We start from the raw sequence: 18064 nt of genomic DNA, 5'->3' as shown, positions 1-18064 counted from the left end.
TCTACCAAGTCACGACCTGTCAACTCTTTTGTCAACTCAATTGTTGCAGTCGTTGCGTTTGGTGTGAAGGCATTGGTAAATGTTTTGCTTTCTGGATAGACAATTACTGCCTTCAAGGCATCTCCATCACGAGTAACTTTAACAGTCACTTGTTTTTCAGAAGCATCGTAAGTAATCGTAGCATTATTTCCTTTGACTTCCTTCACAGTGTAGGTGTGTTCACCTTCTGCTGTGTATGAAATCGCATCAAATCTTACTTTGCCATCTTTGTTGGTAACAGTTTGAAGCTTGTTAGCACCTTCGTACAATTCAAAACTAAACTCGCCGTCTACCAAGTCACGACCTGTCAACTCTTTTGTCAACTCAATTGTTGCAGTCGTTGCGTTTGGTGTGAAGGCATTGGTAAATGTTTTGCTTTCTGGATAGACGACTACTGCCTTCAAGGCATCTCCATCACGAGTGACTCTAACAGTCACTTGTTTTTCAGAAGCATCGTAAGTAATAGTGGCATTATTTCCTTTGACTTCCTTCACAGTGTAAGTATGTTCACCTTCTGCCGTGTAAGAAATCGCATCAAAGGTTACTTTGCCAGATTTGTTTGTAACAGTTTGAAGTTTGTTTGTACCTTCGTACAATTCAAAGCTAAATTCGCCATCTACCAAGTCACGACCTGTAAGGGCCTTATCTAATTCGATGACCGCACTGGTTGGTGTCGGTTCTTTGACAATTTTCTTGTTTGTAACTTTTTTAAGAGCTGTTTTCGTTGTCCCAAAATCTTCCGCTTTAACTTCAATTGGAGTTGCATCCAATTCATATCCTTCTGGAGCTTTTGTTTCAACTAATTGGTAGGCTGTATTCAACAAGCCACCAATACTTGCTTCTCCCTTTGCATTGGTTGTCAACTTACCGACAACGGCACCTGTTGCAACACGGATTACATTAAATTCCGCACCTGCTAAAGCAGTGTTTTCATCTTGGCTATCAACTTTCTTGAGGTTGATGGAGAAGGTATAACCTTGGGCTTCCCCACCAGCAGTTTGATAAACGAATGGGTTGCTTTTCGTTTCAGTAACTTTTTGAGCCTTCAAGCTTACATTATTGAGGAACTTTTCCCCATTTGCAGGGGTATAAGGAATCTTCACCTTATAGACAATCAAGTAACCTTCGCCTTGGGATACATTTCCCAGGCTGACGTTGAAGCTCTTCTTATCTGCTCCAAACTCAACTGGCATGTTAACGACTTGCCCATTTTTTAAATCTAATTTATGCGAACTGTTAACGACCCAATTCCCTTTTTTAATCACAAAGGAATCTTCTACGTAGCTCATTCCTTCTGTTTGCAATTGGTCAGATACAACCGCTTCAGTTAACGGCGCATTCGCTGCATTGACACGCACTTCATATTGACGTGTAATGCTACCATCTGCTAAGGTTTCTGTTCCCCAGCTAACCTTGTCCAAGATCTTTTCAGCATTCCCTGGGTCAACTACAAAGTCAACTTTTCCTACAGGGACAGGATTGTTATCCACATTCAAGGTAATTGGCACCTTGCTTGGAGATTCGGTTGCAGGCTCTACCCGAACTGCAAAGAACATACTTCCTGAAATATTTGATTTCGTTTCCACATAATTTTCATAGGTCAAGGTGATGGTTTTATTTGCAGCATTAATGACTGCCTTTGCAACCACTGATTGACCATCCGGACTCATGACATCAAATGTCTGATCCTTAATAAATTTTAAATTCTGAGGGAGGGCAATGACCGCTTGATCCCCAGATTTGACTCCGTTCGGAACATTGAAAGTTAGATCAACCTTAATGTCCGTATACTGGTCCACGGGTGACTTAGCAGGTGTGATCGTTTTACTTGTAATTTGGATCTTTCCTGTTGCACCATCAGCATTGGCCGACCGAATGTTGGACAAACCAAAGACACTAGCTAAAACTAATACTAAGGTCAGTATTATTTTTAAGCTTTTTTTCATCATAAACTCCTTTTTTCTTTTTGTTTCTCCAATATATCACTAATTAGAGTAATATACGAAAAAAATTTTACTATATTCAGCATATAAATGCAAGAATAATCAACTAAAATTACCAACATTCTTTCAGTTATCATATTATTTGCTTTTCCTATGAATTTCAGCTAGATTCCAAAGCTTTTTTTCCTATAGTATGGTAAAATAGAAATGAAATCTTCACGAAGGAGAATACTATGGAAAAACAAACCGTTGCAGTATTGGGTCCTGGTTCATGGGGAACAGCCCTTTCACAAGTCCTCAATGATAACGGCCATGAAGTCCGTCTCTGGGGGAACATCCAAGAACAAATCGATGAAATCAATACCACCCATACCAATCAACGCTATTTCAAAGATATCGTTATTAGCGATCAAATTACAGCTACGACAGATCTCAAAGCAGCCTTGGACGGTGTAGATGCCATCCTCTTTGTGGTCCCTACAAAGGTGACCCGTTTGGTGGCGAAACAAGTCGCTGAAACACTGGATCACCCTGTAACAGTCATGCACGCTTCCAAGGGACTAGAACCTGGTACACACGATCGGATTTCTCAAATCCTTGAAGAAGAGATCCCTGCTTCTCTTCGCAGTGAAGTAGTGGTCGTTTCTGGACCGAGTCACGCCGAAGAAACCATCGTACGGGACATCACCCTCATTACAGCTGCCTCAAAAGATTTAGAAGCCGCACGCTATGTTCAAGAACTCTTTAGCAATCACTACTTCCGCCTCTACACCAACACAGATGTCATCGGTGTAGAAACAGCTGGTGCCTTGAAGAATATCATCGCGGTCGGAGCTGGAGCATTGCACGGTCTTGGTTACGGGGACAATGCCAAAGCAGCTATCATCACGCGCGGTCTCGCTGAAATCACGCGTCTCGGTGTGAAGCTTGGGGCTAGCCCCTTGACCTATAGCGGTTTATCTGGGGTTGGTGACTTGATCGTTACTGGTACTTCTGTTCATTCTCGCAACTGGCGAGCTGGGGATGCTCTCGGACGTGGTGAAAAGCTCGAAGACATCGAAGCCAACATGGGCATGATCATTGAAGGGATCTCTACGACCAAAGTCGCCCATGAACTGGCGCAAGAATTAGATGTCTACATGCCGATTACACAGGCCATTTACCAAGTCATCTACGAAGGAAAAGATATCCGTGAAGCCATCCACCACATGATGAGCAATGAATTTAAAGAAGAAAATGAGTGGAAATAAAGCAGCCATTCTTCCATCAAACCGACCTTTCAGAAAGGAAATGATATGACGAAAGTTAGAAAAGCAGTCATCCCTGCTGCTGGATTGGGAACCCGATTTCTTCCAGCTACCAAAGCTTTGGCAAAGGAAATGTTGCCAATCGTAGACAAACCAACCATCCAATTTATCGTGGAAGAAGCCTTAAAATCTGGAATTGAGGAAATCCTCGTCGTAACTGGTAAAGCCAAACGCTCGATCGAAGACCATTTCGATTCTAACTTCGAATTGGAATACAACCTCGAGCAAAAAGGCAAGACCGATCTCCTCAAGTTGGTCAATGATACAACGGCTATCAACCTCCACTTCATCCGTCAAAGTCACCCTCGTGGCTTAGGAGATGCTGTTCTTCAAGCCAAGGCTTTTGTTGGAAACGAGCCTTTTGTCGTTATGTTGGGAGATGATCTGATGGACATCACTAATGACGATGCCTTGCCATTGACCAAACAATTGATGAATGACTACGATGAAACCCATGCATCCACTATCGCTGTGATGGAAGTCCCTCACGAAGAGGTTTCCTCTTACGGGGTCATTGCTCCTCAAGGCGAAGGCATTAATGGTCTCTATAGCGTTGAGACCTTTGTCGAAAAACCAGCTCCAGAAGATGCACCGAGTGATCTCGCTATCATTGGGCGCTACCTCTTGACTCCAGAGATCTTTGACATTCTTGCAAATCAAGAACCAGGTGCTGGAAATGAAATTCAATTGACAGATGCGATTGACACCCTCAATAAGACCCAACGAGTCTTTGCCCGTGAATTTAAAGGCCAACGCTACGATGTAGGTGACAAGTTTGGTTTCATGAAGACATCAATCGACTATGCCTTGAAACATCCTCAAGTCAAAGACGATCTCAAACAGTACATTATCGATCTTGGTAAGAAATTAGAAGCATCTGAAAAAACTGCAGACTAAAAGGAGTGGGATTTGATTCCCACTCCTTTTAATGTAGACAAACTATTTTAAAGTAGAATAAGTTAATCCATTCTGCAAAAAATATAAATTTGCGACAATTCTTAGAATGATTCAAGAAAATGACGAAACTTTCCGCCGTGAGAAAAGTACTTGAAACAACGATGTTTCTAGTACTAGGGATTATTGAGAGTAAAACAGTTTGGGAAACTGTTTTAGCCTGAGCCAAGAAACAAAAGAGCGAAGAGGCTCAATAAGAATTGAACACGGGCTGCGGATCGTGTCAAAAAGATAAGCTCTCCTAGAATCTAAAGATTCTTCGTCAAACTTCCTATTTTGACTTTATCCGCAGACGCCCTTTGTATCTTGATTTAGTCATGGAACTTCCTGGATTGCTGAAATCATCCACTGGATAATTTCACCTAACGTCCGTACTCACCTAAGGAAAGTTTTTAATATGACTTTGTCCTCAATCTGAAGAGACTGGGACAAAAGTCCTAGCCTCTCAATTATCTTTGGACTGTCGAGTAAGACGCAGTGGTTGAGTGCTCAAAGCACTGCTTTGAGGTGGCGGATAGAACTTGCGAAGCAAGTATCCTAAGTCTTTGTTCGCTTTTTAAGCTGCAAAGATGCCCTATGTTGACGGAAACTATGTTTCCTTTATCTGCAACCTTCAACAGTCTCCCAGACTGTTGAAGCTGTGCGAAGGTGGGACGACGAAATCGAATTCTAATGAATGACCGATTTCTGTCCCACTCTCTTTTCTCTCTATTCCTTCTAAAAAAGATTCAATAAGTTTCCTAAGAAATAGGCTAGGAGGCCCAAATAGACAAGGGCTGAGCTGAGCTGATAGCTCCGCTTCATGAAGCGGGCTTCTCCCCTCACTGGAAAGACATAGGCCAGCAATACTCCAGCTACTAAGCCACCGATGTGCCCCGCCATACTGATCCCTGGCATAAAGCTAAAGATCAAATTGACCAGAATCAAGCTGGTATAAGACTGACTCAAGTGACGGATATAGGGACTTTGGACAATAAATCGGAGCGCTCCAATGGTCCCAAACAGTCCGAAGAGGGCTGTAGAAGCCCCTGCTGCGACAACATCTGGTGTAAAAATCGCAACAAAAACATTGCCCATTATACCTGATAAGAGATAGATCGCCAAGAAAGCTTTCGATCCGAAGAGATCCTCTGCCAGACGGCCCAAGTAATAAAGAGTGATCATATTGAGCACAAAATGCTCCAAGCCGATATGTACAAAAACGGCCGTCAGAAGGCGCCATAACTGGCTTGAATCTGCTTTTATAATGTCACCAACCACCCCGCCACTATAGAACACCGCAGCACCCGTTTGGTAGTCTCCTCCAAATCGGATAAACATAGAAAGAAAAACTGCCGTTGTGACCAGCAACAGGATGCTGGTCACAGGATACCGACGATCATAGATGTGTTTCATAGACTAGTACCTCCTGAACGGCTATATCAAAAGAATCCGGCTGGAATTCCCCCTCTTGGATGGAATAAATGGTGCTGACCGTTTTCCCGCTATAATCGGCTAAATAACGGTCATAATAACCTGCACCATAGCCAATCCGGTAGCCTTCTGATTGAAAGACCACTCCCGGTACATGGATCAGATCAATCTCTGATTTATCCACAACCTTACCCTGTTCATTGGGCTCCAGCAAACCAAAACGTGTTTTTTCTAAAATTTCTGGATCGTATTCCACAAATTCCATCCGACCTTGTGGATAGGTCCGAGGCACACAAACACGTTTCCCATCTTGAAGAGCCGCTTGGATCAAGCTAGCTGTGGAAAATTCATGACCCATAGACAGATAGGTGGCTAGGGTCTTGGCTTCCTGAAAGGCAGAAAGCTGGGTGAAACGCTGGGTTAATTGGCTATCTGCCTCTGCTTTCACTGATTGAGGCAACTCTTTCATGGCTGCGATGGTCTTATTTCGTAGTATTTTCTTCATGCTGACTCCTTTTGTCTAGCTTTCATTGTACCATTTTTTCAGGACATCCGAAATCATTCCACACAGGAACATAAAAAATCCAACTCCAGGCGGAGTTGGATGAAGGGATTATTGGTTGGCTTTCATTTTCAAAAACTTACCGATATGTTCGACAGCAAACGGTAGAGCTGCCTCATTTGGGCTCATCTTTGGATGGTGCAGAGCATAAGGGGTATCAATCCCCAACCAGAACATGACACCTGGGACCTTGCTCAAGAGGAAGCCAAAGTCTTCTCCTGTCATCGCTGGCAAAATATCAATCAGGTGAACGTCTTCCTCAGCTGCGAAAAAGTCCATGAGTTCTTTGGCCAATTCTGGTTGGTTTTCCACAGGCAGGTAGCCCCCTTGCTTGAGTTCCAGATCTAATTTTACATCAAAAGCAGCTGCAACTCCTTCTGCGATGGCTTTGACTCGTTTTTGAGTCAGGAGGTTCATCTCCATGGTCAAGGTCCGAATGGTCCCATGAAGGAAGGCCGTCTCAGCAATCACATTATTGGTCGTTCCTGCATGCATGGAACCAAAGGTCACCACCGCCCCTTCAATCGGATCGACATTTCGACTCACGACCGATTGGACTTGGGTAATGAAGTAAGAGGCTGCTACAAGTGCGTCATTGGCCTCATGTGGAAAGGCCGCATGACCGCCCTTACCTGTAAAGGTGATCTTGACTTCACAGGTCCCTGCAAAAAGGGTACCGGTGTTGGTCGCAATGTCTCCCACCTTCAAATCAGGGCGTACATGCAGACCATAAAATTCATCAGGAAGCCAGTTGCCAAAAGCATGGTCCTTATACATGAGCATGCCTCCAGCCTCATTTTCTTCAGCTGGTTGGAAGAGAAAGAGTAGGTTATTTTTTGGTTGTACTTGAACCAGTTGATCCAAAAGCCCAAGGGCTGTTGTCATGTGCATATCGTGACCACAAGCATGCATCCGTCCTTCGTGTTTTGAGGCAAAGTCGAGACCGGTTTGTTCTACGATTGGTAGGCCATCGATGTCGGTCCGCCAGCCGATAGTTTTTTCAGGTGCAGTCCCATGGAGATACACCAGGATCCCGGTCCGCCAAGTCCGTTGCTCTACAAAGTCTTTGCCTTCTGTGATCTCTGCGATCCGCTCTAAGAGGTAGGCTTGGGTTTCAAATTCTTCTAATCCAATTTCAGGGATTTGGTGCAAATCCCGTCTGATTTTGATTAAGTCCAATGTCATTTTTATTTTCCTTTTTTGTCTTATTTAATAGAGAATCTAGAAATAGAAGCCTTACGGCCTCTACTATCAATATGTTACAAATTACGCAAGGCGTCTTCGAGCGCTGTTTTTTGTTGTGTTTTTTCGTCGATTTCCTTGATGATGCGAGCTGGGACACCAGCTACAACGACATTTTCAGGGACATCTTGAGTGACGATCGCTCCAGCAGCAACGACTGATCCGTTTCCAACTTGAACTCCTTCGATCACAACAGCATTGGCACCGACCAAGACATTGTCCCCAATCCGAACAGGCTCAGCAGAAGCTGGCTCAATGACACCTGCAAGGACCGCACCTGCACCGATGTGGCTGTTTTTCCCAACAGTGGCACGGCCTCCAAGAATAGCTCCCATATCAATCATGGTCCCAGCACCGATTTCAGCACCAATATTGATCACAGCCCCCATCATGACAACCGCATTGTCTTCAATCGTTACTTGGTCACGGATAATGGCACCTGGTTCGATCCGCGCATTTAGGTGACGTTTATCCAGCAATGGAACAGCTGAATTACGGCCATCTTGCTCGACAACGTAGTCCTTGTTCTCCGTCAAGTTGGCAAGAAGGGGCTCGATCTCTTTCCAATCACCAAACAAAACATTACCGAGTTTTGTCACAGATTCTGGAACAGCGGTTGCCAATTCCCCTTCAAAGGTTACTTTCACATTGGTTTTCTTTTCGGCATTCCCGATAAAAGCGATAATTTCTTGAGCAGACATTTTTTGTGCAGTCATGAGTTTCTCCATTCATTTCAAATAAGCGTATCCATATTATACCATAATCTTAGGGAGATGAATACCTACGGTGTTGTGGAAGCTGATGTCGCCGGATCTTCTAGACCCTTGATTTCACTGATGGTACGATTGCTGCCAAAGTGAATAATGACGGAGCGCGAATCAGAAAGCTTATAGTAAAAGGTTAAGAAGGACTCTGAACCCAGCATACTCGACCAAGAAACACTGCTAGGAATTCCTACTGTATTCACAAGATCTGAATAGCTGGTTCCTATTTTAATATTGGCAAAATCTTCTTTGTTCAAACTGCCGTTTTTATTGGCCAATCGCTCACTATTTAAGTTTTCAAAATCAAGAGAAGATAAACGGTCAACACCAATTTTTGAAAGTAAAACGGTTACGGAAGAAGGAGATCCTTCAGATCCATAATCCAATTGCGTCATAAAAGGACTGACACCACCTTCTTGGTAGGTTTCTTCCCCACTACTAGCCTTGCCCAGTACAGCTACCACATCCTGTGGAGACAGAGAAGTTGAAGAGTAACGTCCTTGATCCCCTTCACTTAAGCCTGGAATCAAGGAAATGGCCTTCTCATAGGTTACTTGAAATTGAAATTCACCTTCCGGTGCAATCAAGGTACTATTCCCACTCTTCAAGGTTTCCTTTCTGATTCCATAAGACAGGCCAGTGCTTCCGTATTCACTAGTAGTAGAAGAAGGATGTTCCTCGCTATGGATACCTCCTGAAGCCAGATAGACAAATAAACCCAGCATGGCCAATAAACCAAAAAAGGCTGCCAGCGAAGACCCTTCACTCTTAGAGGAAGGACGATAGGTTTTCTCCCTATCCGATTGGGAGTCTAGTACAGGATGTCTTGGTTCTGAATTCCTACTTCCCCCTATTGAAGCCAGATCGGCTTCTGAAATCAAGCGGCTCCCACCCTGGTGCTCTACTTTTTTCTCGACTGAGGGAGACTGCCCTATTGTATCTTGTGCTGGTGTTTCTGATCTTGCTTCTGTTGTTAGTTGTGTAGCAAGAACGACCTGAACTGGTTCTTCTTCAGGTGTGGCAAGTGACGCTTCCTTCGAATCATACGAATCCTCCTTCACACCAATCGCTGGTTCGTCTTTTCGTTCCTCTTCTTGTTTCACCTCTTCCTGAAAAGCAGGGACTTCTACCACTTCTAGCTCTTTTGCGAGCGTATCTTTTAGCTTCTCAGAACTTCCCTTTTCTAAAGGTGCTTCTTTCGGTTGGCCTTTCGAAAACCGATTCTGGTGCTCATTTCGTAGATGCGACCAGTCTTTATTTCCCATTGTCCTCTCCTTTTATTTAAAATGCTTCGGGCTGACTTTTTTACTGTGCTGTAGATGTAGAAGAAGCTGGTGTGGTCGCTTCCTCTTTCGATTTGATATCCTTGATGGTTTGCCGGCTATCAAAGTGGATTTGAACCGTTTGAGAATCCGATAATCGATAGGTAAAGGAAGGTGCTTCCCCGTAACCTAGAAGTCCAGACACATCTATTTCATCTGGAATCCCTACCGTATTGAGTAGGCCTAAATAAGGCATTCCGACCTTGATAGTGGTAAAATCGTCCTTCGTCAAGCTCCCATTCTTATTCGCAAATCGGTCACTTTTTAAGTGTTTCAAACTTAAAAAAGAGATCCTGTAAAAGGCACCTGTTTTTTCAAGAAGAACCTTCCCATCTGCATCCTTTGATTGGTAATCTAAGGTCAACAAAAAGGGACTGGAGCTGCTATCACTATACTTTGCTTCCCCACTCCTTGCTTTACCTAATGCTGCAACGACATCTTGTGGGTCTATCGTCCCAAAAGAGGTCTTTTTTTCTTCCACTGCAAAATTAGGAATGAGAGACATGGCCTTTTCATAGGTTGGTTGAAATTGAAATTCATTAGCTGAGGCGATATAAGAACTATTTTCACTGGTCAGATATTCCGTTCTGATACTATCACGTGATAAACCATTGATCCCCTCACTCGAAAAAGATGAAGAAGAGTTTTTATTAACTTCGTTTTGAAGCACAAACACAAAAGCCATAAACAAGGCGAACCACCCAAAAAATCGCAAAAGCGAACCAATCCCCTCTTTTGAGGAAGAAGGGGAAGACTCCATCGTATCTGAATGGCTTCTAGTATACTGATGATTATCCATCCCTATTGAAGCCAGATCGGCTTCTGAAATCAAGCGGCTCCCACCCTGGTGAGACGAAGCTGCCTTGATGTCTGTCCTTTGATCGTCCAATGATGTCTCCCTTCTTATACCAACACTAATTTCTTGCCTTTTTTCTTGAATTCCATCACCACTTCTGACTGACCTGGTAGCTGGTAAGTTGCGCGATAGCCCATTCCGCCATCTGACACTTCCCCCCAGACTAAGCGTTGAGGATTTCCTAGTTCCTGAATAAGCTGGGCGAATTCTGTACCTTTTTTCTCTTTTTCAGTAGTGATTTCTTTCTCACTGCTTGTCTTCTCTTTTGCGTCCAACAAATTGGTCGCATCCACCATCGTCAAGCGATACCCCTGGTCTTTCTCTTGTTCAAACCATAAGTTCACACTTTTCTTGCCCTGATCTGTTTGCTTAGCTGCATAAGTCAAGACAAGAACGGTTTGTTCCCCTTGAGCTGTCTTTGTGTAGCGAACTTTTTGTGCTTTTCCCCATTCAGTCACAACTGTTTCCAAGCGGGTTCCTGGTTGCTGACTCTGCTTAAGACGGACTTTCAAATTCGCCACAGCTTCGATGGTCCATTTAAACTGCTTGATTTCTTGATCGTTGCTGAGCAAATTCTTGTAATCTTTTGGTTGAAAATGGGAAAGCGTTTGGTCCTCCTTGGTATCGGTTCCCTGCTCTTGCACCTGGATCCTTGCAATCGCAAGTAACAGCCCTAAAACAAAACACAAAAACGGCAGCAAGAGTTCTTTTTGGTTCTTTTTCATCCACTCGATCATTTGCTTCACCCCTTCTTCGTCAAATGATACTGACCACTCTGGTCACGTTCAAAGGTCAAAGAGACCATACCATCTGTCACCTGATAAGACAAGGCTAAGACTTGCTTGTCCTTTGCAGAAGTCAAACTAAGAGAATTGGGAAGACCTGATTTTTTCAAGACTTCTTCTACAGACGTTCCCTTTTCCTTTTTTCCATCCAAAGGCTTATAGCCTGTAAAATCTGCCAATTTTAAATTCTTTTTGCTCTGATAGTGAGCCGACTTGGGCGCAAATCCTTGAATCGAGCTCAAATAAAAGGTATCATCCTGCCTTTGAAATTCTATGGTATAAGGATGAATCCCCTGCACAGGAGTCCCATAGCCTAGCTGGACTTGCGCTCCAAAACTCGTATCTTCTTGTGTAAAACTCGCTGCTTTTCCAAATTTTTTGACGAATGCAGACAAAGTCACCCAATTTTTTTGTGTCTTTCCTTCTTCCCTCGCAAGCTCCAATGACAACAAGTCTTCTAGAGCCGGCTCTTTTGAAGAAGAAGCAACAAATTTCTGGCTGTCTTCGTGCATGCGAGACAAACTCAACAAGCGATCTTTGGGCAAGGTTTTCACTGGATGAATCATAAACACCAAGCAAACACCAACCATAAAAGCCAGCAAAGCACTTGCAGCTTTTTGGAGGATCCGCTTATGATGTTCTATCCACTGTTTCATTTCTTCCATCCTTCATGCTCTTTCTATTCAAACTCTTTCTATTGTATAGAAAATTAGCGTATTTGTCTCGTCTTATCCCAAAAAAGAGGCGCTTGCCTCTTTCTTGTCTGATCCGTTTAGTAGCTGTCTTTACTGCTCAAGAGGAAATCTCCATTTTCTTGGCGAATAAAGCTCAAATCCACGTAGTCCCTATTTTTCTTTTGGAAGTCCATGACCAATTCTATCTCGTCTGAATCATCAGATGAACTCACCGTCAGATTGACTGCATCACCGTATTTTTCTAAAAGCTCTTTGTAAGAGGTCCCTCCAGCACCAGTCTCACTATCTCCAACCTTGAACCCATCTGCAAAGTTATCCTCAACCGTAAGATTTTTCCCAAATTGATTAAATTCAAATTTGACAAGCTGGAATTCTTTCCCTTTCTTAGAGTAAGTCGCTTTGACCTCTTTATTATAAGAGTTATCATCCCAAAATAATTTCAATTCTCCACTTTCAAATTGAACGGAGCTAGCTTTCCCATAAGCTTCAATCATTTCCTCAGGAGTCTCCCCAGCATCACTTCCTGTTAAAAACTGAAGTTGCTCGATATCAGACTGTTTCCAGCTAAAATCAGCTTCCGCGTCTTCTGCGGTCAATTGATCCAAATCGATCGTGGAAGTAGAATCAGAATGGTCGCTTGACCAGGTAGAAGCATATTTTTTTGAGGGACTAGTGCTCGGGCTGGCATGACCAATCAAATAGCCACTGACTCCTCCGATAAGAAGACCCACTAAAATCCCAAGGGCAAAACGAATCGCCTTCTTGTCCGCAGGATCCATCGGTTTTCTGACAGGGGGGATAGGTGCTTGTGAAATATTTGTTCCAGGAAGAGGGGCTGTTTGCGGACTAACTGGTTGAGCTGCTATGTTTTGAGGAGCTTCAGGCGCAGGTTGGAATGGAGGAGTCGGTTGGGGAGCAGCAACTACAGCTGGATTTTCTTCAACAGTCGCTTCATCCACCTTTGGAAGCTCCACCGTTTCAGACACAGCTGGCTCGTTTGCTTCTTCTTCCATTGCTTTCGTCTCCGTTGCTGAAAGGCCACTAACTTCTGGAACTTCCAAGTCTTCTACTTCTTCTTTTGGGACAAAGGCTGGCGCAGCCACATCAAAATGGGATGTTCCATCTAAGGGAGTCTGTTTCATAAATTGTTCTTGATCTTTCTCGGACATTTCGATTTCTCCTTTTTATTCTTCTCTTCTACTATAACATAAAACCAAGCAGGGACCAACTCCTATCTTGATGGACTAAAAAAGATCGGAGAGATATCCGACCTTTTAGAAACTGATCTTAAAATTTCTTGCGAAGGGAGACAATCGCAATCCCTGCAAGCGAGAGCAAGCCCAATGTTGCTAAAACAACGCCTGTTTCTTGACCTGTTTTTGGCAATAAGCGACCAACGACAGATTTGCTTGAGTCACTTGAATTTGAGGAAGAACTAGAAGAGATTGAGCCCGATGAAGAAGTCGAACTTGAGGTGCTTGAAGATGAGATAATTGAAGATGAGCTCGATGAGCTACTTGAGCTAGAAGACGAACTACTTGAGCTACTTGAATTTAAAGATGAGCTACTTGAGCTAGAGGAAGGTCTTGTTGTACTTGGTGAAGTTGATCCTCCTGTCTCAGAACCGTTATAGCCTGCAATGAAATTACGATAAATTGGATTTGAACTTTCAAGTGAATCCACGATCAAGCGTCCGGACCCATCGTAAGCAAGGGACACTGTTACTTCCCCTTCTCCATTGTCCAACTGTTTAAAGCGACCATCATCTTTTGTGGTTTGACGAATATAGAGTTTAACCGTTCCCGAATTTAGTCCAGAGAGATCCACATCATCAAACTCAATCGTCCCATCCGCGGCATTTTGACCTTTAGCAACTGTCTCTTCTTCACCAGCTTCAGATTTGTAGATCAATGCAAATTGGTAGGCACCTGCATCATGCGCACTTTCTTTCTTGCCTCCACGCGCTCCCTCTACATCGACACGACCTGTTTTCAATTTCAAAGAAAGCTGATCCGATTCGAAACCTTCATATGTTGGTTTTTGAACAAGGTCTAGTTGACCATTTTTGTACTCATAAATCGCAGCTTTTGAATTTGCAGATACTGGGTGAGCAACAGCCATTCCAGCAAGCATAGAAGAGAGCAACAAGAATTTAGCCAAGTTCTTTTTCATAATTTCCATTCCTTTTTCAATTGTTTTCATTCGTTTTACATTCTATAATATGAAACGACAAATGACAACTTTTATGTTCAAATAACTTTTTATATTAGATGATTTGAGTATAAAATCCATGTCAGCAACTTTTCTTCCTCTAGAACCCCTATATTATCAGTAGTTTAGCAATGAGATTACCAAATGATAGAGATTAACAACTACTTATTATTTTTTATAATTGGATCTAAGGGGAAAATTTATGAAACTGTTTTGCGAATAAAAAACGACCTCATGCGAAGTCGTTAGGATACAAACGAGAATACAGGGACTCTTCCTTTTCGAAGCCCTATTTTCCTCCTAGTCTGAGTCTCCTTTTAAAGCCAAACGATAATCTCCATCTGATTGCTGGATAAATTTTAATTTGTATTCATCTTCATCTGAACCAGATGACTTAAAACGGATTTCCATTTCATTCGTTATGACCTTGGTTTTATAGTCCTGATCAGCTCTTATCGAAATAGAGGATGGGGTATTACTACTAAGCACTTCTTTATAAGATACTCCATCCTTCCCTGTTTTAGGATCCCCCGCCTTCAATTTATCATAATCATCGGTCAGCATCGGATTGGCATCCGCTGTGTCATAATCTTCCGAGAAATACAGGTTGCGTAGGTAATAATGACCATCTATCTTCATAAAGGTCAGATTCATCTCGCTAGCAGTCTTATAATCGGTGCTTTCTTCATCTGCATCGTCCCTTTTGAGTTCACCCCATTCTAACTGAGCAGTTGTCCCATTAAAGGTGCCTTGTAAGGCTTTCCCATACTTCTTCACGACCTCTTCAATAGACATCGCATCGCCTTTGTCATCGTAGGTGGCAAATTTCAGGCCTCCGAGATCTGAAATATCCCAATCAAATGCTGTCTCTTTTGGGTCTATATAGCGAGAAGATATATCGCGTTTTGAGACTGTACTATCTGTAGTGGTATGTAAACGGGGATAAGCTTTCTTGGTTACGGCCTCCACACCAAAAGAGCGACCAAAAATAAGACCAATCACCAAACCTAAAACAATTGACCCAATCACACATCCAATAAACAAGCCCCTTCCACTTTTTTGAGGGCCAGGATTTACTGGTACACCAAAGGGTCCCTGTGGTTGATTTATACTCATCTCTCTTCTATCCTCCTCTTAATTTAGTTCCGCACCAATATAACGAAATTCTCCATCAGGTTGTGCTAAAAATTTCAAAACTTTAAAATCCCCTTCAACCTCACAGAGTACAGTAGCCACTACACGTGTAGACTTAAATGTTTCCCCATTGGAAGTTATTTTGAGCTCTGTCCCAATTTCGACGGTTTTTCGATATTTTTTCAAAAACTCAGATAAACTTGTCCCACCTTGCCCTGTCTGCTTGTTTCCTTTTTTCAGACTTCGAAATTCCTTTTTAGTCAAGGCGCGATTGCTCGAGGTATCGTCGCTATCATCATCCTCTGGATTTTTATGATCATACAACTCATCTAATTCCGTCACGGACACACTTTTTAAATAATAATTGCCATCGACTTCTTCAAATCTCATTCTCAAATTCTGATGTTCAGTAGCTTTTGAGTCATTCCAAGTAAGGTCCATTGCATTCTTTTTATATTCAACACTGGATGCTAACCCATAGACTTCCACGATCTGATCTGCTGTCAAACCATAACCTTCGCGATTGGTGTAACTCAACAAGCCAAGATCCTTGAAAGTCCAAGTAAAAATGACCTTTTCTTTATCCGTTACAAAACCTACTTTCGTTTCATTTGCTTCGGTCTTTGCACGTTCTAAACGTTTGAATCGTTGCGACTCCTTACTTGTTTGAGAGGATTGTCCCCAAACATATCCACTCACACCACTTAAAAGTCCACTAATCACAAGCGCTAAAAGTGAAAATAGTACTAATTTTTTCCAATTGTATTTTGGCTTAGTTGGATAAGACCACTGAGGGGGAAGCATTTGTGGATTTGATTCTTCCAATGGATGAGCAGGACCCTGCGTTTGAACTCCTCTCACCTGTCCTTCTACTTGTGGTGTCTCTTGCATCTGCTCCTCTACCGCTGCTGCAAAAGGCTGTTTATCTTCTGTAGTCATACTCTCTCCTTTTGATTCTCTTTGTCTCATTTGACGATCACAGTGAGTGAAAATCATTTGATGAACAAAGTATAAAAATGCTCCTTCTACTATATCATAAATCAGCTGATGGCGCCAATTCATCACTAAATAGGGAAATAGATACAAAAAAACGACCTCTTTCGAGATCGTTTTGTCTATCGATTAAAGACGAGCGTTGAGTTCTGCTCCAAGTTCTTCAAATCCTGGTTTACCAAGAAGGGCAAACATGTTTTTCTTATAAGCTTCTACACCCGGTTGGTCAAATGGGTTGATCGCGTTCAAGTAACCTGAAAGGGCGATGGCCAATTCGAAGAAGTAGATAGTGTAACCAAGAGTGAAGGCATCTTGCTCAGGAAGAGTTACGTACATGTTTGGCACGTCACCGTCAGTGTGGGCAAGAAGAACACCGTCTGTTGCTTTTTTGTTAACGAAGTCAACGTCTTTTCCTTGAAGGTAACCAAGTCCGTCAAGGTCTTCTTCCAAGGTAGGGATGATCACGTTCTTACGTGGTTTGTCTACACGGACAACAGTTTCAAACATGATACGAGTTCCTTCTTGGATAAATTGACCCAATGAGTGCAAGTCTGTTGAGAAGTTAGCTGAAGTTGGGTAAATACCTTTTTGGTCTTTTCCTTCTGACTCACCAGCCAATTGTTTCCACCATTCTGAGAAGTATTGAAGGGATGGCTCGTAGTTGACCAAGATTTCAGTAGCATAACCTTTACGGTAAAGGATGTTACGAACAGCTGCGTATTGGTATGCTTCGTTTTCAGAAAGTTTGTCTGAAGTGTATTCTTTACGGGCTGCATTCGCACCTTCCATAAGGGCTTTGATATCAGCACCTGATGCAGCAATTGGAAGCAATCCAACTGGTGTCAAGACTGAGAAGCGTCCACCGATATCATCTGGAACTACAAATGTTTCCCAACCATTGGCATCTGCTTCCACCTTTACAGCACCTTTGGCACGGTCAGTTGTTGCATAGATCCGTTTGTTAGCTTCTTCTTGACCATATTTCTTCACCAAGAGTTCTTTGAAGACACGGAAAGCGATCGCTGGTTCAGTTGTTGTACCTGATTTAGAAATCACGTTGACTGAGAAATCTTTATCTGAAACATACTCTACCAAGTCAGCAAGGTAAGTAGATGAGATGGAGTTTCCAGCGTAAAGGATTTGTGGCGCTTTGCGTTCTTCTTTTGTTTGCAAGTTTGCAAAGTGGTGGTTCAAGAAGTCAATGGCAGCTTTCGCTCCAAGGTATGATCCACCGATACCGATCACGACCAAAACATCGCTGTCTGCTTTGATTTGTTCAGCAGCTTTCAAGATGCGGTCAAATTCTTCGCGGTCATAGTTTTCAGGAAGGTCCAACCAACCTAGGAAGTCACTACCAGCACCAGTTCCTTTACGGATCAATTCATCAGCTGCAGTCACTTGTGGTTGCATATATTCCACTTCATGTGGGGCAACAAATTTACCCAAAACTTTTGAGTAATCAAATTTAATATGAGACATGTTATTCCTCCAAATTTTGTTCTCCTCTATGATATCGCTTTACACGGATTTAATCAAGGGAAATAGATCTTTAAAACGTTTTCATTCTTTAAATTTTGAATTTTCACAAATCAAGCAACGACGCAATAGCAATCGTTTGCATGATCCTCTTATTCTCTTCTAAAAAGCAATGATCCATCGATCGCAGGCTGTGAGTTTCACCGTGCTCCTCAGGATCAATATCTCTAAGTTCGGTTGCGCCTTACAGGCTTTTTCATTTCACGCTATAGCCCTCACGTCGCTTCGCTCCTCAGGATCAATATCTCTAAGCTCGGTTGCGCCTTATAGGCTAATTTCATGTTACGCTATAGCCCTCACGTCGCTTC

16 protein-coding genes are annotated in these 18064 nt (G+C 42.8%); 2 read left to right on the top strand and 14 right to left on the bottom strand.

Annotation, left to right across the window (positions count from 1 at the left end):
- On the bottom strand, nucleotides 1-1985 hold a 1985-nt coding region (locus tag JX304_RS04570), incomplete at its 3' end, for a Spy0128 family protein (RefSeq protein WP_239649406.1).
- Nucleotides 1986-2215: 230 nt separating this feature from the next.
- Between JX304_RS04570 and JX304_RS04565 the strand changes: the two genes are divergently transcribed.
- Together JX304_RS04565 and galU are read left to right on the top strand one after the other, a co-directional pair.
- Entirely contained in the window at nucleotides 2216-3232 is a 1017-nt protein-coding gene (locus JX304_RS04565; RefSeq protein ID WP_118227777.1) for an NAD(P)H-dependent glycerol-3-phosphate dehydrogenase, read from the top strand.
- Between the two features lie 45 nt (nucleotides 3233-3277).
- Nucleotides 3278-4186, top strand: a complete 909-nt coding sequence (gene galU, locus JX304_RS04560; RefSeq protein ID WP_205011464.1) for a UTP--glucose-1-phosphate uridylyltransferase GalU — start codon at nucleotides 3278-3280, stop codon at nucleotides 4184-4186.
- Nucleotides 4187-4960: 774 nt separating this feature from the next.
- On the opposite strand, the gene JX304_RS04555 is transcribed toward galU, so the two are convergent.
- From JX304_RS04555 to JX304_RS04495, 13 genes are all read right to left on the bottom strand, one after another.
- The gene (locus tag JX304_RS04555) at nucleotides 4961-5638 is read right to left on the bottom strand and encodes a rhomboid family intramembrane serine protease (protein ID WP_205011463.1); all 678 of its coding nucleotides are present in this window, start codon (nucleotides 5636-5638) and stop codon (nucleotides 4961-4963) included.
- The gene (locus tag JX304_RS04550) at nucleotides 5622-6161 is read right to left on the bottom strand and encodes a 5-formyltetrahydrofolate cyclo-ligase (protein WP_205011462.1); all 540 of its coding nucleotides are present in this window, start codon (nucleotides 6159-6161) and stop codon (nucleotides 5622-5624) included. Before JX304_RS04550 ends, JX304_RS04555 begins: the two co-directional genes overlap by 17 nt.
- A 108-nt stretch (nucleotides 6162-6269) precedes the next feature.
- A complete protein-coding gene (locus JX304_RS04545) occupies nucleotides 6270-7403 on the bottom strand; it encodes an N-acetyldiaminopimelate deacetylase (RefSeq protein WP_205011461.1) in 1134 nt (377 codons plus the stop codon).
- Between the two features lie 74 nt (nucleotides 7404-7477).
- Nucleotides 7478-8176, bottom strand: coding sequence for a 2,3,4,5-tetrahydropyridine-2,6-dicarboxylate N-acetyltransferase (gene dapD / locus JX304_RS04540; protein ID WP_205011460.1), 699 nt, complete (start codon nucleotides 8174-8176; stop codon nucleotides 7478-7480).
- 65 nt (nucleotides 8177-8241) lie between these two features.
- Complete coding sequence (locus JX304_RS04535) at nucleotides 8242-9489, bottom strand: hypothetical protein (RefSeq protein WP_205011459.1); 1248 nt, start codon at nucleotides 9487-9489, stop codon at nucleotides 8242-8244.
- 40 nt (nucleotides 9490-9529) lie between these two features.
- Entirely contained in the window at nucleotides 9530-10435 is a 906-nt protein-coding gene (locus JX304_RS04530) for a hypothetical protein (protein ID WP_205011458.1), read from the bottom strand.
- A gap of 14 nt (nucleotides 10436-10449) precedes the next feature.
- Nucleotides 10450-11139 (bottom strand): hypothetical protein, encoded by a 690-nt coding sequence (locus JX304_RS04525; RefSeq protein WP_205011457.1) that lies wholly within the window; start codon nucleotides 11137-11139, stop codon nucleotides 10450-10452.
- Nucleotides 11140-11144: 5 nt separating this feature from the next.
- Nucleotides 11145-11852, bottom strand: coding sequence for a hypothetical protein (locus tag JX304_RS04520; RefSeq protein WP_205011456.1), 708 nt, complete (start codon nucleotides 11850-11852; stop codon nucleotides 11145-11147).
- Between the two features lie 107 nt (nucleotides 11853-11959).
- A complete protein-coding gene (locus tag JX304_RS04515; RefSeq protein ID WP_205011455.1) occupies nucleotides 11960-13051 on the bottom strand; it encodes a hypothetical protein in 1092 nt (363 codons plus the stop codon).
- Between the two features lie 118 nt (nucleotides 13052-13169).
- The gene (locus JX304_RS04510) at nucleotides 13170-14084 is read right to left on the bottom strand and encodes an LPXTG cell wall anchor domain-containing protein (RefSeq protein WP_205011454.1); all 915 of its coding nucleotides are present in this window, start codon (nucleotides 14082-14084) and stop codon (nucleotides 13170-13172) included.
- 309 nt (nucleotides 14085-14393) lie between these two features.
- Nucleotides 14394-15209 carry a hypothetical protein gene (locus tag JX304_RS04505; RefSeq protein ID WP_205011453.1) on the bottom strand — a complete coding sequence of 272 codons (816 nt, stop codon included), beginning with the start codon at nucleotides 15207-15209 and terminating at the stop codon, nucleotides 14394-14396.
- Nucleotides 15210-15227: 18 nt separating this feature from the next.
- A complete protein-coding gene (locus tag JX304_RS04500) occupies nucleotides 15228-16166 on the bottom strand; it encodes a hypothetical protein (RefSeq protein ID WP_205011452.1) in 939 nt (312 codons plus the stop codon).
- 183 nt (nucleotides 16167-16349) lie between these two features.
- Nucleotides 16350-17699, bottom strand: coding sequence for a glucose-6-phosphate isomerase (locus JX304_RS04495; protein WP_118096100.1), 1350 nt, complete (start codon nucleotides 17697-17699; stop codon nucleotides 16350-16352).
- Between the last annotated feature and the right edge of the window lie 365 nt (nucleotides 17700-18064).

The organism is Streptococcus parasanguinis, assembly GCF_901875555.1.
GTDB lineage: Bacteria > Bacillota > Bacilli > Lactobacillales > Streptococcaceae > Streptococcus > Streptococcus parasanguinis_H.
The sequence above is the reverse complement of the archived record's forward strand: the minus strand, read 5'-3'. Positions and strand labels throughout refer to the sequence as shown.